Annotated in this window: 19 protein-coding genes and 1 pseudogene; 15 read left to right on the top strand and 5 right to left on the bottom strand. The window is 62.0% G+C overall.

Annotated features, from left to right (window positions below; all coding sequences use genetic code 11):
* Window positions 1–7 precede the first annotated feature (7 nt).
* From ETW23_RS10825 to rarD, 7 genes and pseudogenes are all read left to right on the top strand, one after another.
* Window positions 8–349: a sarcosine oxidase subunit delta gene (locus ETW23_RS10825; protein WP_024089839.1), complete on the top strand. Its 342-nt coding sequence runs from the start codon at window positions 8–10 to the stop codon at window positions 347–349.
* 49 nt (window positions 350–398) lie between these two features.
* Window positions 399–3429: pseudogene (locus tag ETW23_RS10820) on the top strand (sarcosine oxidase subunit alpha family protein).
* Window positions 3422–3988, top strand: a complete 567-nt coding sequence (locus ETW23_RS10815; protein ID WP_134829993.1) for a sarcosine oxidase subunit gamma — start codon at window positions 3422–3424, stop codon at window positions 3986–3988. Before ETW23_RS10820 ends, ETW23_RS10815 begins: the two are co-directional and overlap by 8 nt.
* A 189-nt stretch (window positions 3989–4177) precedes the next feature.
* Window positions 4178–4621, top strand: a complete 444-nt coding sequence (locus ETW23_RS10810; RefSeq protein ID WP_134829992.1) for a hypothetical protein — start codon at window positions 4178–4180, stop codon at window positions 4619–4621.
* 115 nt (window positions 4622–4736) lie between these two features.
* Window positions 4737–5159 carry a hypothetical protein gene (locus tag ETW23_RS10805; RefSeq protein ID WP_134829991.1) on the top strand — a complete coding sequence of 141 codons (423 nt, stop codon included), beginning with the start codon at window positions 4737–4739 and terminating at the stop codon, window positions 5157–5159.
* A 136-nt stretch (window positions 5160–5295) separates the two neighbouring features.
* Window positions 5296–5895 (top strand): superoxide dismutase, encoded by a 600-nt coding sequence (locus tag ETW23_RS10800; protein WP_134829990.1) that lies wholly within the window; start codon window positions 5296–5298, stop codon window positions 5893–5895.
* Window positions 5896–6004: 109 nt separating this feature from the next.
* The gene (gene rarD, locus ETW23_RS10795; RefSeq protein ID WP_134829989.1) at window positions 6005–6916 is read left to right on the top strand and encodes an EamA family transporter RarD; all 912 of its coding nucleotides are present in this window, start codon (window positions 6005–6007) and stop codon (window positions 6914–6916) included.
* Here the strand turns inward: rarD and ETW23_RS10790 are convergent.
* Entirely contained in the window at window positions 6853–7404 is a 552-nt protein-coding gene (locus ETW23_RS10790; RefSeq protein WP_134829988.1) for a TIGR00730 family Rossman fold protein, read from the bottom strand. The two genes, rarD and ETW23_RS10790, sit on opposite strands and share 64 nt — an antisense overlap.
* Window positions 7405–7587: 183 nt before the next feature.
* On the opposite strand from ETW23_RS10790, the gene ETW23_RS10785 reads away from it, so the two are divergent.
* The 3 genes from ETW23_RS10785 to ETW23_RS10780 all read left to right on the top strand — a co-directional run bounded on the left by ETW23_RS10785 (window position 7588) and on the right by ETW23_RS10780 (window position 11160).
* Window positions 7588–8694 carry a hypothetical protein gene (locus ETW23_RS10785; RefSeq protein WP_254695193.1) on the top strand — a complete coding sequence of 369 codons (1107 nt, stop codon included), beginning with the start codon at window positions 7588–7590 and terminating at the stop codon, window positions 8692–8694.
* On the top strand, window positions 8682–9233 hold the full coding sequence (locus ETW23_RS25920; protein ID WP_254695192.1) for a LysM peptidoglycan-binding domain-containing protein: 552 nt from the start codon (window positions 8682–8684) through the stop codon (window positions 9231–9233). Before ETW23_RS10785 ends, ETW23_RS25920 begins: the two co-directional genes overlap by 13 nt.
* 97 nt (window positions 9234–9330) lie before the next feature.
* Window positions 9331–11160: an ABC transporter ATP-binding protein/permease gene (locus ETW23_RS10780; protein WP_134829987.1), complete on the top strand. Its 1830-nt coding sequence runs from the start codon at window positions 9331–9333 to the stop codon at window positions 11158–11160.
* A gap of 97 nt (window positions 11161–11257) precedes the next feature.
* On the opposite strand, the gene ETW23_RS10775 is transcribed toward ETW23_RS10780, so the two are convergent.
* A complete protein-coding gene (locus tag ETW23_RS10775; RefSeq protein ID WP_134829986.1) occupies window positions 11258–13429 on the bottom strand; it encodes a methyl-accepting chemotaxis protein in 2172 nt (723 codons plus the stop codon).
* A 176-nt stretch (window positions 13430–13605) separates the two neighbouring features.
* On the opposite strand from ETW23_RS10775, the gene ETW23_RS10770 reads away from it, so the two are divergent.
* Window positions 13606–14393, top strand: a protein-coding gene (locus tag ETW23_RS10770; RefSeq protein ID WP_134829985.1) for an IS5 family transposase whose coding sequence is annotated in 2 segments (ribosomal slippage) — window positions 13606–13942 and window positions 13942–14393 — 789 coding nt in all. Because the reading frame shifts where the segments join, the coding sequence is not laid out codon by codon here.
* A gap of 81 nt (window positions 14394–14474) precedes the next feature.
* On the opposite strand, the gene ETW23_RS10765 is transcribed toward ETW23_RS10770, so the two are convergent.
* Complete coding sequence (locus ETW23_RS10765) at window positions 14475–15797, bottom strand: AcvB/VirJ family lysyl-phosphatidylglycerol hydrolase (RefSeq protein ID WP_134829984.1); 1323 nt, start codon at window positions 15795–15797, stop codon at window positions 14475–14477.
* 216 nt (window positions 15798–16013) lie between these two features.
* Here ETW23_RS10765 and ETW23_RS10760 point away from each other — a divergent pair, with 216 nt between their 5' ends.
* Window positions 16014–16340, top strand: a complete 327-nt coding sequence (locus ETW23_RS10760) for a hypothetical protein (RefSeq protein ID WP_129371082.1) — start codon at window positions 16014–16016, stop codon at window positions 16338–16340.
* Between the two features lie 75 nt (window positions 16341–16415).
* Here ETW23_RS10760 and ETW23_RS10755 read toward each other — a convergent pair whose 3' ends face one another.
* A complete protein-coding gene (locus tag ETW23_RS10755) occupies window positions 16416–20246 on the bottom strand; it encodes an efflux RND transporter permease subunit (RefSeq protein WP_134829983.1) in 3831 nt (1276 codons plus the stop codon).
* A complete protein-coding gene (locus ETW23_RS10750) occupies window positions 20243–21358 on the bottom strand; it encodes an efflux RND transporter periplasmic adaptor subunit (RefSeq protein ID WP_134829982.1) in 1116 nt (371 codons plus the stop codon). Before ETW23_RS10750 ends, ETW23_RS10755 begins: the two co-directional genes overlap by 4 nt.
* A gap of 290 nt (window positions 21359–21648) precedes the next feature.
* On the opposite strand from ETW23_RS10750, the gene ETW23_RS10745 reads away from it, so the two are divergent.
* The 3 genes from ETW23_RS10745 (at window position 21649) to der (ending at window position 25241) form a co-directional block, all read left to right on the top strand.
* On the top strand, window positions 21649–22320 hold the full coding sequence (locus ETW23_RS10745; RefSeq protein ID WP_134829981.1) for a hypothetical protein: 672 nt from the start codon (window positions 21649–21651) through the stop codon (window positions 22318–22320).
* Between the two features lie 53 nt (window positions 22321–22373).
* Entirely contained in the window at window positions 22374–23696 is a 1323-nt protein-coding gene (locus ETW23_RS10740) for a PQQ-like beta-propeller repeat protein (protein ID WP_134829980.1), read from the top strand.
* A 72-nt stretch (window positions 23697–23768) separates the two neighbouring features.
* The gene (gene der / locus ETW23_RS10735; protein WP_129371077.1) at window positions 23769–25241 is read left to right on the top strand and encodes a ribosome biogenesis GTPase Der; all 1473 of its coding nucleotides are present in this window, start codon (window positions 23769–23771) and stop codon (window positions 25239–25241) included.
* Window positions 25242–25274 lie beyond the last annotated feature (33 nt).

Raw genomic sequence — 25274 nt, 5'->3', positions numbered from 1 at the left:
CCGCACAATGCTGATCCTTGAATGCCCTTATTGCGGTGTCAAAGCCGAAGAAACCGAACTGGCCGCGGGCGGCGAAGCGCATCTGAAGCGCTTTGGTCCCGGCTCCTCGGATGATGAGTTCCATGACTATCTGTTCATGCGCGAAAACCCCAAAGGCGTTCACTTTGAACGCTGGCGCCATGCCAATGGCTGCGGCAAGTGGTTCCATGCCGCCCGCTGCACCATGACGCTGGAGGTCTTTGGCACCTACACGGCCCAGACCTCTGTGCCGACGCAGGAGATCATGGACAAGATCACCGCAAAACGCCCCGGGTGGACCTGGCGCGAATTCTCGGATGGTCAGAAATGATCCGCCGCCTGACTGAAACACCCGCTTTTCTTTTGAAAGGTCTGCGCACATGAGCACGCGTCTTGCCAAGCACGGCCGGCTGATCGACCGCTCCAAACAGATCGCCTTCACCTTCAACGGCAAAACCATGAAGGGCTTTGCCGGCGATACATTGGCCTCCGCTCTTTTGGCCAACGGCCAGGTGATGATGGGCCGCTCGTTCAAATACCACCGCCCGCGCGGCGTTGTCGCATCCGGTTCGGAAGAACCCAATGCGCTGATGCAGCTGGGCACCGGTGACCGTTACGAGCCGAACCAGCGCGCCACCACCACCGAGCTGTTCTCGGGGCTGTCGGCGAATTCGCAGAACCACTGGCCCAGCCTGGAGTTCGACGTTCTGTCGATCAACAACAAGCTGTCGCGGTTCCTGACGGCTGGCTTTTATTACAAGATGTTCATCCACCCGCGTCCGCTGTGGAAACATGTCTATGAGCCGATCATCCGCAAATCCGCCGGTCTGGGCAATGCGCCTGACGCCGAGCTGAAGGATGCCGACACCTACGAGCATTTCTACTTCTTTGCGGATGTGCTGGTCATTGGCGGCGGCGTTGCCGGCCTGCAGGCGGCCAAGGCGGCTGCGGCCACCGGTGCCAAGGTACTGGTGATGGAGCAGAACAACCATTGGGGCGGCCGCGCGCCGGTCGACGGCGGCACCATCGACGGTGAAGCCCCGACGCCTGGATCGCCAAGACCCTGGCCGAGCTGGATGCGATGGACAACGTCACACTCCGCGACCGCTGCATGGGGTCCGGCGTCTATGACCACGGCTATGCCCTGGGTTATGAGCGTCTGACCGACCACGCACCGGGCCAGGGCGGTCCGCGCCACCGTCTGTGGCGGGTCCGTGCCGGCCAGATCGTCACCGCAACCGGCGCTATTGAACGGCCGCTGTCCTTTGCGGGCAACGATGTGCCGGGCGTGATGCTGGCCGGTTCGATGCGTGACTATGTGGTGAACTGGGGTGTGAACCCCGGCCAGAAGGTGGTGGTTGCCACCAACAACGACGACGCCTACCGCACCGCATTGGTGCTGCATGAAGCCGGCGTTGAAGTGGTCCGCGTGATCGACACCCGCGAAACCGGCGGCGGCGAACTGATGGAAGCTGTTCGCGAGAAGGGTATCCGGGTTGAGCTGGGCCGTGCCATTGCCAAGGTGAAGGACGGCAAATGCGTGACTCAGGTCTCCATCTGCGCCCAGAACGGTGAAGGCGGCGCCCGCGAAGACGTCGAAGCAGACGCAGTTGCCATGTCCGGCGGCTGGTCGCCGGTGGTCCATCTGTGGTCCCACTGCGGCGGCAAGCTGACTTGGGACGACAAAAACGCCAACTTCCGCCCCGATGCCTCGCGTCCGCCGCTGGGCCATGACGGCAACGGCTTTGTGGTTCCGGCCGGTGCCGCAAATGGCGAATTCGGCCTGGGCGCGCTGCTGGAAGACGCGGCTGCGGCTGGCGCCAAAGCGGCTGAGGCTGCCGGCTTCCCGGCGAAATCCGTGGCGGCTGCCAAGGGTGTCTCTGAGAATGAGGCGCAGATGGAAGCGGTCTGGCTGATGCCGGCCAAAGCGGACATCAAACTGCGCATGAAGTCCTGGCTGGACTATCAGAACGACGTCAAGGTCTCCGACGTGCAGCTGGCTGCGCGCGAAGGCTATGAAAGCGTCGAGCACACCAAGCGTTACACCACACTGGGCATGGCGACCGACCAGGGCAAATTGTCCAACATCAACGGTCTGGCGATCCTTGCGGACGCGCTGAACTCGGAAATCCCGTCGGTGGGCACCACCACCTTCCGTCCGCCGTACCACCCGATCTCGATCGGTGCGATCGCGGGGAAGCACGGGCCGAGATCTTCCAGCCGGTGCGCAAGACGCCGATCTATGACTGGATGGACAAGAACGGTGCGGATTGGGAACCGGTTGGCCAGTGGCGCCGCCCGTTTGCCATCACCCAACCCGGTGAGGACCGTCATGCTGCGGTGAACCGCGAGGTGAAGAACACCCGCGAAAACCTCGGCCTGCTGGATGCCTCGACCCTGGGCAAGCTGATTGTCAAAGGGCCGGATGCGGGCAAGTTCCTGGACATGCTCTATACCAACATGATGTCCACGCTGAAGGTCGGCAAATGCCGCTATGGCCTGATGTGCTCGGAGAACGGTTTCCTGATCGACGACGGCGTTGTTGCCCGCATCGACGAGGACACCTTCCTGTGCCACACCACCACCGGCGGCGCCGAAAGCATCCATGGCCACATGGAAGAATGGCTGCAGACCGAATGGTGGGACTGGAAAGTCTATGTTGCCAATGTGACCGAGCAGTACGCCCAGGTCGCCGTGGTCGGCCCCAACGCCCGCAAGGTGCTGGAAAAGCTGAACGCAGCAGCGGGCGGCGGTATGGATCTGTCGAAAGAGGCGCTGCCGTTCATGGAATGGCGCGACGGTCAGATCGGCGGCTTTGATGCCCGCGCTTACCGGATCTCCTTCTCGGGCGAGCTGTCTTATGAGATCGCGGTTGCGGCCTCGGAGGGCCAGGCGTTCTGGGATGCGCTGATGGAAGCAGGCAAGGAATTCGGCGTCATGCCTTACGGCACCGAGACCCTGCACATCCTGCGCGCCGAAAAAGGCTTCATCATGATCGGCGACGAGACCGATGGCACCGTGATCCCGCAGGATCTGGGTCTGCATTGGGCGCTGTCGAAGAAGAAGGAAGACTATCTGGGCAAGCGCGCGCAGCTGCGCTCCCACATGGCGGATCCGGACCGCTGGCAGCTGGTTGGCCTGGAAACCGTGGACGGTTCGGTGCTGCCCGACGGCGCCTATGCATTGGGTGAAGGCGTCAACGCCAACGGCCAGCGCAACATGATCGGCCGGGTGACCTCAACCTATCATTCCGCGACTCTGGGCCGCGGTATCGCAATGGGCCTGATCAAGCACGGCACCAAGCGGATGGGCGAAGTGGTTGAATTCCCGGGCACTGACGGCAAGACCTACAAGGCCAAGATCGTTGATCCGGTCTTCTACGACAAGGAAGGAGAAAAGCAGAATGTCTAAGGCTGTTTCCGTACTGAACGGCGCGCAGTTCTCCGGCCTGGCCAAGGTCGAGGACGCAGGCCTGCAGGGCATGATCACCCTGCGCGGCGATCTGGAGTCATCGGTTCTGAAGGCGGCTGTCAAGGCCGCCACCGGCGCCGAAGTTCCAGCCCGGGGGGCTATCACGGTTGCCGAAAACGGTGCCGCTGCCTGGATGTCGCCGGACGAGCTGCTGCTGCTGGTGCCCTATGAGGATGCCGTTGCCAAAACCGCCGAAGTGGCAGAGGCTCTGAAAGGCGAACATGCGCTGGCGGCGAATGTCTCTGACGCCCGTGCCTTCTTCCGCGTGTCGGGCGAAGGCGCGCGCGAGGTGCTGGGCAAAGTGAGCCCGGTGGACTTTGACGCAGCTGCATTCAAGGCAGGCCGGTTCCGCCGCTCGCGCCTGGCGCAGGTGGCAGGCGCCTTCTGGCTGAACGAGGACGGCAGCTTTTATATCGTCTGCTTCCGCTCGGTTGGTGAATATGTATTCAAACTGCTAAGCACAGCGTCGCATCCGCAGTCCAAGGTGGGTGTTTACTAAAGTTTTCACTCGCTTTTTGCTTGTGACGCCATCGCGCGTCATTTACGGTGCCCCGGAGACCTTTCCAGGGCACCTTTTTTATTCTGGCTTGCCAGGAAGCTCGCTTTTTGTTTCGATTGCATCTGTTTGAATTTATTACCCTTCTCTGGCGTGGGGGAGGTTTATTAACGATGTTTCAGGGAGCGGCCGATGAGTCTGCCGGCATGTAATATTTTAGCACTGGTTCTGACGCTGACCGGGGCGGGCGCTCTGGCGGAAACCAGCTTTCGTTGCAATCTGAAACCGATTTCCGGCGTCACTTGGGTTCCCGGCCGGATTACCGTGCATTTTTCCGATGATTTCACCACTGCAAAGGTCACTGATGCGGCGTTTGGTGTGTCTGTTGCAGCTAAGGTTTCGCAACGCAGCGAGACAACTTATGCGATCAGCTGGTCGCTGCCGGGGCTTGCCGTACTGACGGACAGCGGGCAGGCAAAGCCGCGCTTCAGGGCCGTTCTGAACACCGCCAACCTGAAGATGAGCATTCAATCGACCCGAACAAGCGGTACAAAACAGCCGCCGCGCGGTTCGGGAACCTGCCGCCGGGAGCCGTCTTTGTCACGGCTGGCCCAGAACCACATTGGATGGAACTAAGCGCGTGTACTGACTTGGCGGATTTCTCTGTTCAGGCGGTACAACTGCAGATTGCCATTGCATTGAAACCGGTATCCTTGCATCACTGCGCTGCATCAAAATTGGACCCATCTGAATGAAACGATATCTAACGGCTGCATCCATTGTGCTGGCAGCGGCGTCCGGCGCAGCAGCGGGAAGTAAAGGCACCACCACATATGACTGCGAGATAAAGGTATTCACAAGCAATGGCTGGATAGCTCCGCGGGTGTTCATCATGTGGGATGAGCAGTCTGAAACGGCAAAGGTATACGACGGTTACATCCACGAGTTGGTCGGTGAACCGATCCCGGCAACTGTCGTAAAGCGCAGTGAAACATCCTATAATCTGGACTGGCGCGTGAGCGATATTCCAGTCAGTAATGCCAGAACCAAAGTTGATGGGTTGTATTCTGCCGTGCTCAACATGAAGCAGAACTCCCTGTCGATCCGGGGCGTTATCACTGGTTTTGACAACGCGCCGCGCGGCAAGGGCAAGTGCATAGTCAAGAAAGGCTGAGACCGGCACCGCGCCGGCCGGGCATAATCTTTTTGCACATAGACCTTGCGCGGAAATGGGGCCTTGGCTCTTGACCTGATAGCGCGCGCACAGCATGTATCTGCGCAGGAACGCAATCTTTTTTACAGGGGCCCAAATGGCTTTTGAACTTCCCGATCTTCCTTATGCACACGACGCCCTGGCTGCCAAAGGCATGTCGGCCGAGACCCTGGAATACCACCACGACCTGCACCACAAGGCGTATGTCGATAACGGCAACAAGCTGATTGCCGGCACCGAGTGGGACGGCAAGTCGCTGGAAGAGATCATTAAAGGCACCTATGACGCCGGTTCTGTTGCCCAGAACGGTATCTTCAACAACATTTCGCAACTGTGGAACCACAACCAGTTCTGGGAAATGATGGGCCCGGGCGCCAGCGCAATGCCGGGCGAACTGGAAAAGGCGATGGTTGAGTCGTTCGGCTCGGTTGACGAGTTCAAGTCGCAGTTCTCCGCAGCAGGCGCCGGCCAGTTCGGTTCCGGCTGGGCCTGGCTGGTTAAGAACGCCGACGGGTCGCTGGCAGTGACCAAAACCGAAAACGGCGTCAATCCGCTGTGCTTCAACCAGACCGCGTTGCTGGGCTGCGATGTGTGGGAACACTCCTATTACATTGATTTCCGCAACAAGCGTCCGGCTTACCTGACCAACTTCCTGGACAATCTGGTGAACTGGGAAAACGTCGCCTCGCGGATGTAAGTCCTGAGCGGCATGAATTCTGGAGCGCCCGGTCACCCGACCGGGCGTTTCTTGTTTGGACCGGCGGCTGGCGCGTATTGCGCACGGCCCGCCGGAACGGGGAACGGTGATGACAGAGGCAGCCAAGGGCATACTGGCAATGGTCTCGGCCTGCGTGGTCTGGGGGCTGTCGGGGATCTACTACAATGCTCTGTCGCATGTGCCGCCGGAGCAGGTTCTGTCGCACCGGGCTTTGTGGTCATTTCTGTTTTTTGCCGGCGTGCTGCTGTTTCAGGGCCGGATCGGCGCCTTAACGGCAGCTTTCACCAGCAGGCGGAGCACATTGTTTCTGGTTCTCGCTACGGCGATGATCTCGCTCAACTGGTTTGTGTTCATCTCTTCAGTGCAGACCGGTTACGCCACCGAGGCGAGCCTGGGGTACTATATCTTTCCGTTGCTGAGCGTACTGCTGGGGCGGCTGGTCTTCGGCGAACAGCTGAGCCGGGCGCAGGTCGCGGCTGTCGGGCTGGCGGCGCTGGCGGTTGCGGTGCTGTCCTTCGGGCTGAGGGCAGCGCCCCTGATCCCGCTGGTGCTGGCGATCAGCTTTGCCCTTTATGGCGTTGCGAAGAAACAGATTTTGCTGGGTCCGGTGGTGTCTGTCACCGCCGAAGTGCTGCTGATCCTGCCAGTGGCGCTGGCGGTGATCTGGTTCACCGGCGGCGCAGGTTTTCTGGACGGCACTTCGACCGCTGTGATGCTGGCGTTCTCCGGCATCCTGACCGGGCTGCCGCTGATCCTGTTCAGCTATGCCGCCAAACGGGTGCGGCTGGGGACAGTGGGGGTGTTGCAGTACCTGAACCCGACGTTGCAGTTCCTGGTGGCGGTGCTGGTCTTTGCCGAACCGTTCACCCCTTGGCACAGCGCCGCCTTTGCGCTGATCTGGAGCGCGGTTGCGGTGTTCTCGTTCTCGGCCCTGCGTCAGGAGCGGGCGTCGCGCAGGGCGGCAATGGCTGCCACCGGGGTGTCAGCCCAGATCAGATAGTCCGCGGTGTCCTGACCGGCAAAGCCCTGGCCGACGATATGGTCCAGCAGGTCGCGCAGCTTGTCCCAGTAACCAGCGGTGTTCAGGATTACGATGGGCTTGCCGTGCAGGCCCAGCTGGCGCCAGGTGAGCGCCTCGAACAATTCATCCAGCGACCCGGCGCCGCCGGGCAGAACCACCACCGCATCGGCGTTCCACAGCATGACCTTTTTACGTTCATGCATGGTCTCGGTGACAACATAGGTGCTGAGATCGGATTTGCCGACTTCGCGCTTTTCCAGGTGGCCGGGGATCACGCCAAAGGTTTCGCCGCCCGCCGCCTGGGCGGCGCGTGCGACCTCTCCCATCAGTCCGACATCGCCGGCGCCATAGACCAGCCGCATCCCGTTTTCAGCCAGTGCAGTGCCAAGATCCTGTGCGGCTTGGGTATAATCGGGCAGCGCTCCGGCACGGGAGCCGCAATAGACACAGACGGATTTGATGCTCATCGGCCAGCCTTTCCGTGGAATTTCAAAGTGAAACGCAATTGGTGTTTTGACCCGTGATAGCGGGATTGGTAGGTTTGCTCAACTAAGCGGAAGGCAACATTCCGCAAATGCCGAAGGGATCGAAATGGCGGAAGCATCTGGAAGCGGGGGCCTGGGGGCCTCACAATTGGCGGTATTGCCGGCGTGGCCGTGGTGCTGGGCGGCGTGGTGCTGTTCCAGCTTGGGGTGTTCGGCAGCGGCCAGCCAGGCGGCGGGACGGCGGACGGGCAGGCGGGCAGCCAGGCGGCAAACGGGAGCGGTGCGTTTTTAGGGGATGGCGATGAATCCGGTCAGCCGCTGCAGAACCGGGCACAAACCAAAGCTGAAACTGCGGCTGTTGTTCCAGACACCGGCGGAGCTGAGGCTGAAACAGGTGCGCCGGCAGCGGCCTTGACGGTTGCGGATCCGGAGGCAGGTCCGGAACCGGAGGCGGCTGCGGCAGAGGAACTTGCTGAAACAGCGGTTTCTGAAGGCCAGCCGGAAACGGCCGGAACTGAAACCGAAACATCCTCGGATCAAACTGCCGGAGCAGAGGCGCGGCCGGAAGAAATCGCCTTGGACGAACCTGGCGGCGAGGTACAGGGCACCGGTCAAGCAGCACCGCTGGCGCCGGATGCCAACGAAGGCCTTTTTGTTCTGGAAGCCCCCGAACTGGACCTGGTGCGTGTCGACAACGAGGGTTCTGCAGTGATTGCAGGGCGCGCCCAGGCGGGGGTGCGTATTTCGGTCTTGCTGGACGGCGAAGTGCTGGAGCAACTGGAAGTGCCTGCGGGCGGTGAATTCGTCTCTCTGACCTCGATCGCACCAAGCAACGATGCACGGGTGGTGTCGCTTCTGGCCGAATATGAAGGGCAGAAAAATGCCTCCGGGGCGTCCTTTATTCTGGCGCCGGCCAGCCCGGTTGCGGTCGCGGCGGCGGGCGAGGCCGCCCAATCGGCGCAGGCCGCGGAAACCGGGGCTTCGCGCGCAACGGGTGCGGAACAAGACGTCACAGCGCCTGCGCCGGAACAAGTTGCCACCCTGGACCCTGCAGAGAATGCCTTCGTGGAACAATCCGGGACTGAAGCCCCAGCGGCCTCCCTGGATCAACCCGCAAGCTCAGATGCAGGAACGGCGGACGCAGGCGATGATGTTGCCAGCGCCGGGCAGGCAACAGCCAATGCCGCAGCCGAGGCTCCGTCTGCAGCAGATCCGGCGCTTGCCGTCGAACCCGGAACACCGCAACCGCAGGGCAGGCTGTGGCGGTTCTGAGGGCTGACGCGGAGGGCATCGAGGTGGTGCAGCCCGCAATTCCTGCTGACCCAGGGTTGGGTGACGAAGTGGCATTGGATTCAATCAGCTACAATGGCAGCGGCGGGGTTGAGCTGTCGGGACGGGCGCAGCCGCAATCACAGGTACGGGTCTATGTCGACAACCGGCCGGTGGCCGAGCTGGGCGCCGCGGCAGACGGGCGCTGGAGCGGCCGGCTGGAGGATGTGGCGCCAGGCATTTACACCCTGCGCCTGGACGAGGTCGAACCGGCAACCGGCGCTGTGGTCAGCCGTCTGGAAACCCCCTTCAAACGCGAAGCGCCCGAGGCGCTGCCGCAACCGGGCGGCGACGCAACGCCGGAACAGCCAGTGCCATTGGTTCAGGCGGTAACAGTGCAGAAGGGCGATACGCTCTGGGCCATTTCCCAGCAGAAATACGGCAGCGGCTTTCTGTATGTCCGGGTCTTTGAGGCCAACCGCGGCGCGATCCGAAATCCCGACCTGATTTATCCGGGGCAAGTCTTTACTGTTCCGGAGTAACGCCAGAGAACCGCGCCCCTGCGGCGCGTTTTTCCTGTCCGCCCCTCGCAAATCCGTGAACAGGTGAATATCTGAAGGGGTCAAGCCAGGAACCGCCATGACCCAGACAGACCAGGCCGCCGTGCCGTTGCAAGCCGACACCGCCGAAGACGAACGCCGCTCCGGCCTGCGCACTTTGCGCAGGGTGGGACCGTATCTGTGGCCCAAGGATAACCGCGCCGTGAAGGTCCGGGTGGTGCTGGCACTTGCGGTGCTGGTCCTGGCCAAGCTGATCGCGGTTTACACACCGATGCTGTACAAGGACGCGGTCGACAGCCTCGCCGGGGAGGGCGTGCCGCCGCTGGCTTTGGGCGCCGTCGGGCTGACGGTGGCCTATGGCATGTCGCGGGTCCTGACCACTGGCTTTCAACAGCTGCGCGATGCAATCTTTGCTCCGGTCGGGCAGCGCGCCTTGCGCCGTTTGGCGCTGGAGACCTTTACCCATATCCACCGGTTGTCGATGCGCTATCACATCACCCGCAAGACCGGGGGCCTCAGCCGGATCATCGAGCGCGGGGTGAAAGGCGTCGAATTCCTGCTGCGGTTCATGCTGTTTTCCATCGGACCGCTGATCCTGGAGCTGACGCTGGTGGCGGTGATCTTGACGGTGCTGTTCGACGCTTGGTATCTGGCGGTCGTGGCCGGCACCATTGCTTTGTATGTCTGGTTCACCTTTGCGGTGACCGAATGGCGGGTGAAACTGCGCCGCGAGATGAACAAGCAGGACACCGACGCCAATCAAAAAGCCATCGACAGCCTGCTGAACTACGAGACGGTCAAGTATTTCGTCGCCGAAGAGCGCGAGGCGGCGCGTTATGACGGGGCGATGCGGGGCTATGCGCAGGCGGCGCTGAAAACAGCCTATTCGCTGGCAGCCCTGAATTTCGGCCAGAGTATGATTATCACTGCGGGCCTTATCGGTGTCATGGTCATGGCCGCGATCGGCGTGGAGCGGGGGGCGCTGACGGTCGGCGATTTTGTCATGGTCAACGCCTATATGATCCAGATCACCGTGCCGCTGAACTTCCTTGGCACTGTCTACCGCGAAATCCGCCAAAGCCTGGTGGACATGGGCGAGATGTTCGATCTTCTGGAGCAACCGGCTGATGTGAGCGACCTTCCCGGAGTTGGCGAGCTGCAGGTCAATGGCGGCCGGATCACGCTGGAGGATGTGCGGTTCTCCTATGATGCCGGGCGGGAGATCCTGAAAGGTGTCTCGCTGGAGGCAGAGCCAGGGCAGACGGTGGCGATTGTCGGCTCTACCGGATCAGGAAAATCGACCATCGGACGGCTGTTGTTCCGCTTTTACGACGTCACCGGCGGCGCGCTGAAGATCGACGGGCAAGACGTGCGGGATGTAAGTCAGAAAAGCCTGCACCACGCGATTGGTGTGGTGCCGCAGGACACCGTGCTGTTCAACGACACGATCCGTTACAACATCGCCTATGGCCGCGACGGGGCCACTCAGGCCGACGTGGAGCAAGCGGCGCGCGACGCGCAAATCCATGACTTCATCGCAGCCCTGCCAGAGGGTTACGGCACCCAGGTCGGTGAGCGCGGACTGAAACTGTCGGGCGGCGAAAAGCAGCGGGTTGGCATTGCCCGCACATTGCTGAAGAACCCGCCGGTGCTGCTGCTGGACGAGGCAACCTCGGCGCTGGACACCGACACAGAGCAGGAGATCAAGGAAGCGCTGGCGCGGGCCGGGCAGGGGCGCACGGTGATCACCATTGCCCACCGCCTGTCAACCATTGCTGAAGCAGACCGGATTGTGGTGCTGGAACAGGGGGAAATTTCCGAGACCGGCACGCATGACGAACTGCTGGCGCAGGATGGCCGCTATGCCCGGCTGTGGCAGCGCCAGCAGGCGGAAAAGGACACGGCCTGACGGCAAGCTGCGGACAGGGCAGCGAAGGCAAATCGCTCATGGAAAAAGGCCGGTTCAGCAACCGGCCTTTCCTGTTTCGTGCAGTGTAAAACCGGACCTAGAAATCGTCCCAGCTTGCGTTTGCTGCTTTGGCAGGCATCGGAACTGCTGAATCGAATTCGATATCTTCACCATGTGCGCTGGGACCTGCCGGCGCCGTGTCTGCGAATGTGCTGGGCGCGGCCGGGGCGGCCAGTCCGGCAATTTTGAATTGAGCCACAACCTCTGCCAGCTTACCCGCATCGGTGTGCAGCAAGTGGCCGGCAGCGGTAGCTTCTTCCACCATGGCGGCATTTTGCTGGGTGACTTGATCCAGCTGACTGACGCCGGTGTTGATCTCGCTCAGGCCGGTCGACTGCTCGGCAGCGCCTTCGGCAATGTTGGACACCAGTTCCGAAACAGTGTTGACGCGGTCCACGATGCTGGTCAGCGCCACGCCGGTTTCACCAACCAGATCGACCCCTTGTTTCACATGTTTGGAGCTGTCGCCGATCAGTGTCTTGATTTCGGTTGCCGCATCAGCAGAGCGCTGAGCCAAAGCCCGGACTTCGGAAGCGACAACGGCAAAACCCTTGCCGGCTTCCCCGGCTCGGGCGGCCTCGACACCTGCATTCAGGGCCAGAAGATTGGTCTGGAAAGCGATATCGTCGATGACCGAGATGATCTGTGAGATCTTGACCGACGACTGCTCGATCTCGTTCATTGCGGCAACCGCGTTTCGCACCACTTCGCTGCTGCCTTCGGCCTCCTGGCGGGCTTCCTGCATCGTGTTCTCGACGTCGCGGGCACCCTCGGCTGAGGATTTTACCGAAGAGGTCAGCTGTTCCAGCGCGGCAGCGGTTTCTTCCAGCGTGGCGGCCTGGCTTTCTGTGCGGTTCGACAAATCATCCGAGGCGGTGCTGATTTCGGTTGCGCCGTTGTGGATGCTGCTGGTGGCCGAGATCACCTGTGTGATGGTTTCCTTCAGCGTTGATACTGTGGTGTTGAAGCTTTGGCGCAGCTGATCATATTCTTCCGGGAACGCCTCGACGATGGTGCATTCGAGATCGCGGTTGGAGAGGCGGGCGAGATTGTCTTCAAGCTTGCCGACGACGGCACCGCGGTCGGCAATGCGGCTGGCCTCGATGGAGGCGAGTTTGTCTTCGCCTTCCGCCAGCGCAGCTCGGGTTTGTTCCATTGCGCGGCTGAGTTTGCCGACTTCGGTCTTGGACTGCAGATATGCCGGCTCAAAATCAAACTCCTTGCGGGAGAGTCTATCCAGGTCGGCCTGCAGGGCGCCGAACTGTTTGGTGAAGGCCATGATCAGGCGCAGACCGATGGTGCCGCTGACAACCAGCGACGCGGCGACCGCAACCAGGGTGAGGATCAGCGCCTGGCGGGCATTGCTTGCTTCCTCAACTGTGAGGGCAATCATTGCACCGGTAACAGTGTTTTCCACATCCCTGAGAGAGCTGACCCAGCGGGTTGCCCGGTCAAACCAGTTTTGCGACGTATACACTGGTGCCGGGTTGCCCGGGCCTGCATCCAGAACTTCGGTGCGGATGCCGGGCAGCCCGGTTGCCTCCAGGCCCCCACGGATACCCAGCTCCGGCATCAACCCGTCAAAGGCAAAGTTTGCGATGTCGAGAAGCTGTTTCTCCACTGCTGCGGTTTCGGTGAACCATCGGTAGAGGTTCAAATTGAAACTGCCCTCGCCAAAGCCGGATGCCCCCGCAGCCCGTTGCTGGCCTGCAGCTTCCTTGGCGTAGGCCAGGCTGACCAGGCCGGCGCTGTATTGCACCACTTCTGCGTTCTTCATTTGCAGCAGCAGCGCGCTGGCATCCCGCAAAAGGCTGGCAATCATTGCGGAATAGCGCGCGCCCATCTGACCTGGTGTCAATGTTTGAGCGGTGACGGAGTCACGCAGCGCGGCAAGCTGTTCCAAATGCTTCAGCGTGGAGGCTGCTGTCTGCGGCACATTTTGCGCCGCCCCGTCCACTTCGGCTCTGGTGCTGTTCAGGTCAGCTGCACCGGATTGGTTGTCCGAGGACAGATAAACTGCGGACAGGCCGCGCTCAACCTGCAGGAAGTGGATGACCTTCATCAATGCAACGGATTCGCTGGTCTGAGACCGCGAGGATTGCGCACTTTGGTAACGGTCCCAATCCGACAGAGCCTTAAAGCTTCCGATACCGGCGAGCGCGATGAATGGGATAGCGATAAGTGCCAGGATTTGCGATCGTAATGACATTTCATTTCCTCAACAAGAAAACACGCAAAGCGGGAGGTGGTCCGCATTTACCCATCTCTGACATGTAAGAAATAAGATTTTGTGAACTGCGGGAGGGAGGGGATTTCAGCAGCTAGGCGGTGTTGACAAAAGGGATTCACAACGGACCGCAGGCATGATTCAAGCTGGTATCTTCGATGGAGACCAGCTTGGCACGAGATCTGATGACGGATGAGGAATGGGCGTTTTTTGAACACTTCATCCTCGCTATCCGCGCTGCAATCGGGCGCAAACCGGCCAACCACCGCCTTGTTCTGGATGGGATTTTCTGGATATCCAGAACCGGGTCCCCGTGGCGGGACCTACCTGAGGAGTTCGGCAAATGGTCCAGCGTTTACCGCCAGTTCAGGCGCTGGACCCTGGCAGGGCTTTGGGAGGATATCCTGGATGCCCTGAACCAGAGCAGAGCCGTCCCCGACGCCCTGCAAATGGTTGATAGCACCGTGATCCGCGCGCACCACCAAGCCGCTGGCGCAAAAGGGGGACTCCGGAACTGGGTTTTGGCCGCTCAAGAGGTGGGTTTTCGACCAAGATCCACCTCCGCGTCAACGCGCACGGGTTGCCAATGAGAACCGAGATCACGCCGGGGCAAACGTCAGATTACCTTGGCTTTGATCTTGTCATGGCTGACAACCTGCCCGAGCCGAAAGTGCTGCTGGCAGATCGTGGATATGACGCTGATCGCATTCGGGAAAACATGAACGAGCGCATTATCCAGCCGCAAATCCCGATGCGAAAGACCCGCAAGATGCGTGTTGGAGTGGATCATACGCTTTACCGGCTGCGCAATATGGTCGAACGGTGCTTCAACAAGCTCAAGAACGCGCGCCGTGTCGCAACCCGTTATGACAAAACTGCTGAGAGTTTTCTGGGTTTCATCGACATCACGTCAATCCGCCTATGGTTCCGCCATTTGTCAACATGACCTAAGCAGACGCTTTCCGATGGAAGCCTGGCTGCAACTGTTCCATTGGCCAAACCGCAGCAGACCGGGCCAATCCGGCGCCTAGTTGCCAGTCCCGGCAAGTACTGAAAGGGTGCGAACGATGCGGGCGTGGTTATGACCTAGATGGTGGCCGCCCTCAAATACCACCTGCTGCCGCCCAGGCAGGCTGGAAGCCGGGCAGGCGCTGACGGTCTCATTGCGGCCATACAGGCATAAAATCCGCGCAGGCGGCAGGCTGGCGGCCAAGGCGTCAATGGCCGGGGCCACCTCAACCGAGCCGGTCTTCCGGCCCAGCCACCCGCCCACAACGATTTCAAAACCGGTGTGCGTCTCCGGTGCAATCAGGCCGACACCTGCCAGCCGTGCCCGGAAACGCTCCGGCAGCTCAGCGGCGGCGAAGGGCAGGGTGTTGGCGCCAAGCGAGAACCCCAGAAGCAGCACCTTGTCCCGCCCGAAAACAGTGCGGTAATGCGCGTCTATGCGGACAAGATCCGCGGCGATCTGTTCCGGGCGTTTCTCCTGCCACATGTAACGCAGGCTGGAGATGCCGGCCACCGGAATGCCCTGTGCTGCCAGCCGGTCGGACACCTGTTCGTCAAAATTGGCCCAGCCGCCGTCGCCGGACAGAAAGATGGCGTAGGTGCCGCTGGCAGGCGCATCCGCATCCTGGTGAATAGTAAGAGGCAGACCGTCCAAGCCGGAGCCTGCGGCGGCGGTCTGCGTGTCAAAGGCGTGATCGGTGCCAGCAAGGCGCAGGTAGCTTTGATAAAACGCGCGGCGCGGATCGGATTTTGGATCGACCACAGTGGCGCCGGCAATACCGCTGGCGGCGGAGACGGTTCCCGGCGGCGCGATGTCCAACCATCGCACCGGGGCTTTTCCCGCCTGTGCGTCTGTCAGCGCATTGCCTGCGCAAAGCACAGGGGACACGTCGAAGCGCACGGTGACCAGCCCCTTGAAGCTGATGGGTGCGGCGCCTGCGGCGTGGAGGGCGATGGCCGCGCCCTCGCCATAGCCGGACAGAACCGGAGTGCGGGCCAGGGCGCCCAGCTGCTGCTGGGTGCGGCGGGCAAGGCCGGACAAAAGCGGTGCGGCAGCAGCACAATCCCCGCCCGCCTGCGACAGCAGCGCCCGCCCGTCCACGCCGATAACCAGGGTATGCATGTCCGACAGGCGCTGCGCCCGGGCGGCCAGCTCTTTGCTCCAGCCTTCGGCGCCGGTGATGATCAGCGCTGTCGAGCGGGCCTCCTTGCCGTCCGGAGCTATGACCGCGGATGGCTGCAGCCCGCGCGCATCCGGTTGTCCGGGACAGGTGCCGGCGGTGAGAAACAACAGGGCCGCGGCCCAGGCGAACCCTTTCCGGAGATCAAGTTGCCGTGCCATGTGCTGCCTTCCGGGACTTATCCTCGTCTACCGGCAGAATATGCATAACTTTCCTGCGGAACCGTGAACAGCGCCGGGGTCTTGCCAGGCAGAAGTTTACGCAGGGGAAGCCGTATGCAGCTTTCCCCATTGACCGGCAAAGCGACGTACCTAAAGTGCTGTCATTCCGGGATCAGCGGCACGGGCGCCGGCTGACCTGATCGAAAGGATAATCAGATGAAGACCCTTCTACCTGCCGCCGCCGCGGCTGCCCTCCTGGCTTTTCAGGCTCCTGCCTTTGCCGAGGACCTGGAATTCCTGCTGATCAATGACAGCAGCGCCGATTTGGTTGAGTTCAATGTATCCCCGGCGTCTTCCAGCGATTGGGAAGACAATCTGATGGATGGCGGCTATCTGGCGCCTGGTTATGAGATCGGTGTGGTGATTGCCGACGGTGCAACCACCTGCGTCTACGACATCCGCGGCAGCTTTGATGATGGATCCGAAGCAGAAGACTTTGGTCTCGATCTGTGTGATCTGGGTGAATACACCTTTACCGACTGATCCAGGCAATGGCTGGGCGCGCCCCGGCTGCTGCAAAGAAAAGCCCCGCCGGAGCGGGGCTTTTTTTGCGGCCGGTTATTCGGCTGCGCGCAGGCGGCCCTGCGGTGCGGGCGGTTCGGGTTCTCCCTCCTCCGCTGGGGCTTCAAGCGTTTCGGGGGCCTCGTTTTCGACCCACTGGATTTCCGTTGTCGGCAGCTGGCGCGCCTTTTTGAACAGGCGCGAGTCCTGCGCGATGCGGCTGGAGCGGCCGCGGGTGATCCGCGACAGCGCCCGGCCCAAGGCGCGCATGTAGGTGGCGAACCACACCCGGATGGCCAGCAGCGAGGGGGTGACCACCAAGGTCAGTACCGTGGCGATGCCCAGGCCGAATACCACAGCGGTTGCCAGCTGTTTCCACCACAGCGCAGTGGGGCTGTCGATCGAGTAGCCGCCGTCGATGAAGTCCAGGCTGACGCCGAACATCATCGGGGTAAGGCCGGCCATCGTGGTGATGGTGGTCAGCAGCACCGGGCGGATACGCGCCTCGGCGGTGCGGATGATCGCCTCGATCCGCGGCATCTGCTGGGCGAACTCCTGATAGGTGTCGATCAGCACGATGTTGTTGTTCACCACAATCCCCGCCAGCGCCACGATGCCGGTTCCGGTCATGATGATCGAGAACGGCTGCTGCATCACCATCATGCCGATCAGCACGCCAGTAGTGGACAGAACCACCGCCAGCAGCACCAGCGCCGCGTTGTAGAAGCTGTTGAACTGGGCCAGCAGGATCACGAACATCAGCGCCAGCGCGCCGGCAAACGCCTTGGACAGGAAGGCGCCGGATTCCTCCTGCTCCTCCTGGTCGCCGGTCCATTCCCAGCCGATACCGCGCGGCAGCGGGTCGCTTTCCAGCCACTCGGTAATCACGGCGATCCGCTCGTTCGGGTTCACCGGGCTGATCCTGGCACCATCCTCAAGTGCTGCCTTCAGCGCCTCGAGGCTTTCGGCACCCGTCAGCTGGACCAGCTGCAGGATCTTGCCGTTGGGCGAGACGACGGTTTCTCCGGTAGCCTGCGTGCCTTCGGGCAGGTCCTTGAGCAGCGCCAAGCGGGTCATTTCGCCGGTATCCGGATCTTCGATCACGGCCTTGCTCAGACCCGCGTCCACGTCGGCCTTCACGTCATAGTAGCGCTCTTGGCCGATGCGGTTGATCTGGGCCAGTTTCGGCACCGGCTGGCGGGTGATGAAATTGGACAGCGGCACCAGCCCGTCGGCAGTGCGGACCTTGAGGTTATCGAGCGTTGACAGCACCCGGTCCTGCTCCGGCAGGCGGACGCGGATGTCGATTTCTTCGTCCGAGCTGTCCATCCGCATGTCACCCAGCAGCACGCCGCGTGTCACAAGCTGCACCATCGCGCCAACGGTTGCCACATCGGCGCCGTAGCGGCCGGCCTTTGTCACATCGACGTCGATCTGCCAGTCAATGCCGGGCAGCGGCAGGCTGTCTTCGATCAGGATCAGTCCGGGAGTGTTTTCAAAATGCTCCCGTGCGGCCAGGGTGGCAGAAGTCAGATCCTCCCAGCCGTCACCGCGCAGGCGCAGGTGCACTGGTTTGCCGGAGGCCGGACCTTGCGCCAGAGCGCGGACCTCAACTTCGAACCCGGGCAGCTTGACCATTTCGGCGTTCAGCTCATCCAGAACCGTGTTGCCGTCGTATTCCTCGGCAATGAGTTCTTTTTCAAAACCCAGATACTTGCTCAGCAATCCGCCGAACCAGCCGTCCAGCGGCTCGCTGTCGGTGGGGCGGTCTTCCCAGGGGATGATTTCGAACTGGACCTGGCCGATGGTGTCTGGCGGCAGCTGTGCACCGGAGCTGTCGGTGTTCAGGCCGCCGTCGCCGGCAAAGGAAAAGACGTTGATCACCGCGTGGTGCTGCAGGATGATGTCTTCGGCGGCGCGGACCATTTCGTCCTTTTCCAGCAACGAGATGTTGCCGCGGGCGCGGACGTAGGCGGTGGCTTGCTCCGGTTCCGAATCCACGAAGAATTCAACGCCCAGGTTGTTTTCGCCAAAGGTTTTGAACACCGTCATGATGGAAAATGCCACCACGGCGATGGTCACGATGGGCATTACCGGGTTGCCGGCGATGAATTTGATCACATGGCCGAAAGGCGTGTGGTGGTAACCGGGGGTAACCTCTTTCTGCTCGCGTTCGATCTTGACCGCGCTCAGGGTGATGGAGGCGGCAAAGGACGCAAGCGTAAAGACCAGCCCGCCAAACAGCACGCCGCCCAATCCGCCGGCCCCGCCGCCCAGAAGGTAGGACGGGTTCAGCATCTGCATGGCGCCTGCAAACATGCCCCACATGGCCACCGGCACCAAGGCGGCGCGCAGCCACCAGGGCGCGACCATGCGCAAGGCGCGGGAGGCGCCCTCAAACGTGCGGCTGATGCGGCCGGTGACGCCGCCCATGACAGGCAGGTAGATCAGCGCCACCACCAGCGAGGCGGACAGCACGAAGATCATGGTGACCGGCAGCATGCCCATGAATTCACCGGGCACACCGGGCCAGAACAGCAGGGGCAAAAAGGCACAGAGCGTGGTCGCAGTGGAAGACACCACCGGCCAGAACATCCGCTGCGCCGCCTCGACATAGGCGTGCATCGGGCCGGTGCCTTCCTTAATGCGTTTGTCGGCGTATTCCACGATGACAATGGCGCCATCCACCAGCATGCCCACGGCAAGGATCAGGCCGAACATCACCATGTTGGAAATGGTGACGCCCATCAGCGCCAGGAAGGCAAAGCACAAGAGGAACGAGGTCGGGATCGCAAAGCCGACCAGCAGTGCTGCGCGGCTGCCAAGTGCGGACAGAACAACGATCATCACCAGCGCCACGGCGGTCAGAACCGAGCCTTCAAGCTGGCTGACCATCGAGCCGACAACGCGGCTTTGGTCGTTGGAGGTGCCGACTTCAACCGCGGCCTGCAGTTCCGGCGGCCATTTGGATTTGGAGGCTTCCAGCGTCTCTTTCACCAGGTTGACGGTGTCGATAACGTTGTAGCCCTTGCGCTTGACCACCTGCAGCGCCACGGTGTCGCCGCCGTTGAACCGGGCAGTGCCGACCCGGTCCTCGAAGGTGAAATTGATCTGCGCCAGCTCCCCAAGGGTTACCACACGGTCGCCGTTGGTTTTGACCGGCAGCTGATAGATATCCTTCACTTCGTCGAACGAGGAGGGGATCTTGACCGCAAAAGTGCCCTGTGCGGTTTCCACTTCACCCGCCGCAATCAGCTGGTTGTTGTTCTGGACAACATTGATCAGCTCAAGTGCTGTGACGTTATAGGCCTCCAGCCGCAGCGGGTCGATCAGCACCTCGACCATTTCGTCGCGGTTGCCGGCGATCCCGGCTTCCAGCACGGCGTCCAAGGCTTCAAGATCGTCCTGCAAGTCTTTGGCAATGCGCGCCATCGTGCGTTCCGGAACGGCGCCGGTCAGGTTCACGATGACAATCGGGAATTCCGAGAAGTTGATCTCGGTGATCGAGTATTTCTCGGCGCCTTCGGGAAACTCTGCCTCGGCCTTGTCCATGGCGTCGCGCACGTCGGCCATGATCGCGGTCTTGTCCCAGCCGAAATCAAACTCCAGCGCCACACCGGCATAACCCTCGGCGGCGGTTGAGGTCATCTTGTCCAGCCCGTCGAGATCGGCCAGCTCGGTCTCCATCACCTTGACCATCAGGGATTCGGAATCTTCGGCGGAAATGCCGGGGAAGGGGACCGAGATGAACAGGGCGGGGATTTCGATGTCCGGCTCGCCCTCTTTGGGCAGCATTGAATAGGCGACGCCGCCGACAAGCAGCGAGATTGCTATAAAGGCAAGGACCATCCGGGCACGGCCGGCAGCCCAATCGACAATGCCAATCACTGTTCAGTCTCCCGGTAGGTGGCCGCCACGGCGACGCCTTCGGTCACAAAATCCTGCCCCACCACGATCACATCCGCGGTTTCGGGCAGGCCGCCGAGCCAAACGCCGTCGGCCTCATCCCTGAGCAGTTGCACGGGGTAGAATACCACGGTGCTGTCGGAACCGACAACACGAACACCCAGCTTGCCTTCGTTGTTCAGCGTCAGCGCCGATTGCGGCAGCTTATGCGCAAGCCGGCCGGCCGACGAAATCGCAATATCCGCCGTTTGGCCGTCACGGATGCTCAGATCCGGGTTGGGAACGGTGATTTCCACCTCAAACGTGCGGGTGTTGGGGTCGGCAGAGCGGCTGAGGAATGTGACTTCCCCTTGCACCTGCTGGCCGGTTGCCAGCTCGGCGCCGGCCGTGGCGCCCAGGGTCACTTTGTTCACCTCGGCCTCGGGCACGTAGCCAACCAGCTTGATGGTGTCGAGCTGGATCACGGTCCCGCACAGGCTGCCAGGCTGCAGCAGGCTGCCCAGCTCGGCGGTGTCGCTTTCCAGCAGACCGTCAAACGGCGCGGTGATGGTCAGATGGCTGAGTTCTTTTTCTGCAGTAGCCACGGCAGCCAGTGCCGTCCGCTCTGCGGCCTCGGAGGAAGCCAGCCGGGTTTCCGAAGCGTATCCGCCCTGGGACAGCTTAGAGGAGGCGGTCAGGTTGATCCGGGCTTCTTTCAGCTGGGCCTGCGCCTGCAGCAGCATGGCCGGGCGGGTGCCGGGGTCCAGCTCGCACAAGAGGTCGCCCTTCTTAACATGCGACCCTTTGCGCAGAGGTTCGGAAATCACAGTCGAGGTGATTTCGGCCCGGACTTCGACCTGGCGGATTGCTTGGGTCTGGCCGCGCAGGATGACCGCGCTGCCAATGGTGCGCGCCTTGCTTTGCAGCGCCACCACGCCAACGCGCGTGTCCGCGGCCTGGGTCAGCGCCTGGCCGTCATCAATGACGGTTTCGGCCTCGGCTGCCTCCGGTGCATTCTCGCCCCGGGCGAAGGCCATCAGATCGTCGCGCTCAATCACCACCAGATAGAGGCCGGCCGTCACAGCCACTGCAGTCAGCATCGGAATGATACGCATATCGGGTCTTCCTGTTTCTTGTCTGGTCCCGGGTGCAAAATGAGCCATAGCCAGAATACGGCGGGGCCTGCTCACAACGGGAGTCGCGCGTATGGATAAGCCTGATATAGGAGATGTCCATTCTAAACTAAGTGGTTTAGTTCACATTTCTTGCTTTTCTGGCGTAATTGCCGGCGTTTCTGGTGCAAACGGGCCACTTGGCTTGGGCTTTGAGCCGGGTTAAGAGGGGCGCAACGCATTCAATACCGGTTCGGGCGGAACGTCCGGGCCGCGCATATCAGGGGCTTTTCATGAGCGATACCGACAGCTTTATCGACGAGGTGACCGAAGAGGTCCGCCGTGACCGGCTTTTCCTGATGCTGAAACGCTACGGCTGGATCGGCGGTGCCGTGGTGGCGCTGATCGTCGGCGGCGCGGCGTTCCGTGAGTACAGCAAAGCACAGGACCAGGCGGCGGCCGAAGCGCTGGGGGATGCGATCACCGCGGCGCTGGAGATTGACGGCAGCGGCAGCCGGTCCGAAGCGCTGGCAGCAGTTTCAGCCGAAAGCGCAGGCGGCGCGGCCATTCTGAAGATGCTTGAAGCCGGTGCGCTGGCAGACGCGGACAAGACTGCTGAGGCCGTGGCGCGGCTGGAAGCCGTGGCGGTCAATGGCGAGCTGCCGCTGATTTACCGCCATATTGCCAGCTTTAAGGCGCTGGCCCTGCAGTCCGGAACCCTGAGCGCCGGCGACCGGCGTCTGCAATATGAGGCGCTGGCCCAGCCGGGCGCGCCGCTGGCGCTGCTGGCATCCGAACAGCTGGCGCTTTTGGAGATTGAAGAGGGCAACAGCGCTGCCGCAATCACCCGGCTTCGCGGGATTGCGGCGGATGCGGCTGTGAGTGCGGACTTGAAAGAACGGGCAACTCAGGTGATTGTGGCGCTTGGCGGCTCCGTTGAGGATGCCTCTGCGCCTGAGGGGTAAGGCGCTCCGCGGATGGGAACTTGCGGAACACGAACGGCAGACAGGGCAGGGCAATGACAAAAAACAGAACTTTCTCCCGGACACGGGCATTTTTGTGCGGCACCGCAGCGGTGGCAATTCTGGCCGCCTGTTCCGAGGAGGAGATCATCCTGCGCGGCGAACGCGAGGACATCCGTCCAGAGGCCGCAATTGAGGTGGTTAATCAATCCCGCGCGATTTCCTTACCCAAGCAGGTGGCAAATGCAAGCTGGGCCCAGGGCCATGGCGCCGAGGCCACCCGCACATCGCATCCGGCGCTGTCGGCCGCGCCGCAGCGGATCTGGTCCGCGTCCATCGGAGACGGCGATGGGCGGCGCCAGCGTATCACCGCAACACCGGTTGTCGGCGGCGGGCGCATTTACGCGCTGGACAGCGCAGCACAGGTCTCGGCGGTATCGCAGCAGGGCCAGGTGTTGTGGCGCAGCACGCTGATCCCGGCAGCAGATGACGAGGGCCAGGCAACCGGTGGCGGATTGGCCTATGACGACGGCGTGCTCTACATCTCCTCGGGCTATGGCGTGCTGACGGCGTTGAACGCCGCCGACGGCAGCCTGATCTGGCGCCAGGAGCTGGACGCCACCGGTTCCGGCCAGCCGCGGGTCAGCGGCGGGCTGGTCTATCTGGTGGCTGGCGATGACACCGGCTGGGCGGTCAAGACCAAGGACGGCCGCATCGCCTGGCAGATCGAAGCCTCGCCCTCGGCGTCGAACATCCTTGGCGCGCCTGCGCCTGTGGTGACCAACGATCTGGCGGTTTTTGCCTTTGGGTCCGGCGATCTGATCGCCACCTTCCGCCGCGGCGGTCTGCGGCGCTGGAGCGCGTCCGTCTCCGGTCAGCGCACGGGTCAGACCCTGTCGCGGATCAGCGATGTGACCGGTGCACCGGTGGTTTCGGGCAAGCGCCTTTACGCAGGCAATAACTCGGGCCGCACCGTTGCGATCGATCTGGACTCCGGTGACCGGCTGTGGACCGCGCGCGAAGGTGCCTCTGGAACCGCATGGCCCGCGGGCGGCAGCCTGTTCCAGGTCAGCGACCAGAACCGGCTGCTGCGTCTGGACGGCGGCAGCGGCGAGGTGGTCTGGGCAGTGGATCTGCCTGGGTTTCTGAAGGACAAGCCCGGCAAGCGCGGCCGGATCCATGTGCATTACGGCCCCGTTCTGGCGGGCGGGCAGATCATTGTCGCCTCCAACGACGGCCTGCTGCGGTTCTTCAACCCGCAGGACGGCAGCCTGACCCGAACCATTGAAGTGCCGGGCGGCGCCACCACCGCACCGGTTGTTGCAGGGCGGACGCTTTACGTGGTTTCCTCCAAGGGTGAATTGCTGGCATACCGCTGATCTGTGTTTCCGGGTGGCGGACGCCGCCCGGATGCGTTATGAGCCGCGTCTGAATCGCAGAAAGCTGGTCTGATGTCCTTTACCCTCGCCATCGTGGGCCGTCCCAATGTGGGCAAGTCCACCCTGTTCAACCGCCTAGTGGGCAAAAAACTGGCTCTGGTCGACGACCAGCCGGGTGTCACGCGCGATTTGCGCGAGGGCGAGGCGCGGCTGGGCGATTTGCGGTTCACGGTGATTGATACCGCGGGTCTGGAGGATGCCACTGACAACTCGCTCGAGGGCCGCATGCGCCGCCTGACCGAGCGGGCGGTGGATATGGCCGATATCTGCATGTTCATGATCGACGCGCGCACCGGCGTGACACCGACGGATGAACTGTTTGCCGACATCCTGCGCCGCAAATCCGCCCACGTGATCCTGGTCGCCAACAAGGCCGAAGGCAATGCCGCCGAAGCCGGTGTGCTGGAGGCCTACAGCCTTGGTCTGGGCGAGCCCTTGCGCTTGTCCGGGGAGCATGGCGAAGGGATGCCGGATCTGTATTCGGTCCTGATGCCGCTGGCAGAGAAGTTTGAATCCGAGGCGGTGGATCATTCGCCGGTCACCGATGTGGTGCTGGACGAGGAAATCGGTGAGGACGAGGTCGAGAGCATCCCCGAGCCGACCGATGCCAAGCCGCTGCAGGTTGCTGTTGTGGGCCGCCCCAACGCCGGCAAGTCGACGCTGATCAACAAGATCCTGGGCGAGGACCGGCTGCTGACCGGACCCGAGGCCGGCATCACCCGCGATGCGATCTCGCTGCGGATGAACTGGAACGGCGTGCCGATGCGGGTGTTTGACACTGCCGGCATGCGCAAGAAGGCCAAGGTGCAGGAAAAGCTGGAAAAGCTGTCTGTGTCCGATGGCCTGCGCGCGGTGAAGTTCGCCGAAGTTGTGGTGGTGCTGCTGGATGCGGATATCCCGTTCGAGCAGCAGGACCTGCGGATTGCCGACCTGGCCGAGCGCGAGGGCCGCTCGGTTGTGGTTGCAGTCAACAAATGGGACATCGAAGACAACAAGCAGGAAAAGCTGCGCGATCTGAAGGAAGCCTTCGGCCGCCTGCTGCCGCAGCTGCGCGGCGCGCCTTTGGTGACGGTTTCGGCCAAGACAGGCAAAGGGCTGGACCGGCTGCATGACGCGATCATGCGCGCCTATACAGTGTGGAACCGCCGGGTGCCGACCGCGGCGCTGAACCGCTGGCTGGTTGGTATGCTGGAACAGCACCCGCCGCCAGCACCGCAGGGCAAGCGGATCAAGCTGCGTTACATGACCCAGGCCAAAAGCCGCCCGCCGGGGTTTGTGGTGATGTGCTCGCATCCCGACAAGCTGCCGGAAAGCTATAACCGGTATCTGGTCAACGGCCTGCGTGAAGATTTCGATATGCCCGGCACCCCGATCCGGTTGTATATGCGCGGCCAGGGCGACAAGAACCCCTACAAGGGCAAGCGCGCCAAGAATGCCGGCGCTTTGGCCAAGCATTTGAATAAGCGCGGCGGCGGATCCAGCTAGGGCAGGGCGCTCCCGCCCGGCCTGCGGCATTTT

Origin of the sequence: Leisingera sp. NJS201 (assembly GCF_004535885.1) — a bacterium.
GTDB lineage: Bacteria > Pseudomonadota > Alphaproteobacteria > Rhodobacterales > Rhodobacteraceae > Leisingera.
Note: the sequence above shows the minus strand (reverse complement) of the source record. Positions and strands in the feature narration are given on the sequence as shown.

Coding starts and splice junctions, on each gene's coding strand:
- ETW23_RS10825 (WP_024089839.1), top strand. CDS start 8: ATGCTGATCCTTGAATGCCCTTATTGCGGTGTCAAAGCCGAAGAAACC.
- ETW23_RS10815 (WP_134829993.1), top strand. CDS start 3,422: ATGTCTAAGGCTGTTTCCGTACTGAACGGCGCGCAGTTCTCCGGCCTG.
- ETW23_RS10810 (WP_134829992.1), top strand. CDS start 4,178: ATGAGTCTGCCGGCATGTAATATTTTAGCACTGGTTCTGACGCTGACC.
- ETW23_RS10805 (WP_134829991.1), top strand. CDS start 4,737: ATGAAACGATATCTAACGGCTGCATCCATTGTGCTGGCAGCGGCGTCC.
- ETW23_RS10800 (WP_134829990.1), top strand. CDS start 5,296: ATGGCTTTTGAACTTCCCGATCTTCCTTATGCACACGACGCCCTGGCT.
- rarD (WP_134829989.1), top strand. CDS start 6,005: ATGACAGAGGCAGCCAAGGGCATACTGGCAATGGTCTCGGCCTGCGTG.
- ETW23_RS10790 (WP_134829988.1), bottom strand. CDS start 7,404: ATGAGCATCAAATCCGTCTGTGTCTATTGCGGCTCCCGTGCCGGAGCG.
- ETW23_RS10780 (WP_134829987.1), top strand. CDS start 9,331: ATGACCCAGACAGACCAGGCCGCCGTGCCGTTGCAAGCCGACACCGCC.
- ETW23_RS10775 (WP_134829986.1), bottom strand. CDS start 13,429: ATGTCATTACGATCGCAAATCCTGGCACTTATCGCTATCCCATTCATC.
- ETW23_RS10765 (WP_134829984.1), bottom strand. CDS start 15,797: ATGGCACGGCAACTTGATCTCCGGAAAGGGTTCGCCTGGGCCGCGGCC.
- ETW23_RS10760 (WP_129371082.1), top strand. CDS start 16,014: ATGAAGACCCTTCTACCTGCCGCCGCCGCGGCTGCCCTCCTGGCTTTT.
- ETW23_RS10750 (WP_134829982.1), bottom strand. CDS start 21,358: ATGCGTATCATTCCGATGCTGACTGCAGTGGCTGTGACGGCCGGCCTC.
- ETW23_RS10745 (WP_134829981.1), top strand. CDS start 21,649: ATGAGCGATACCGACAGCTTTATCGACGAGGTGACCGAAGAGGTCCGC.
- ETW23_RS10740 (WP_134829980.1), top strand. CDS start 22,374: ATGACAAAAAACAGAACTTTCTCCCGGACACGGGCATTTTTGTGCGGC.
- der (WP_129371077.1), top strand. CDS start 23,769: ATGTCCTTTACCCTCGCCATCGTGGGCCGTCCCAATGTGGGCAAGTCC.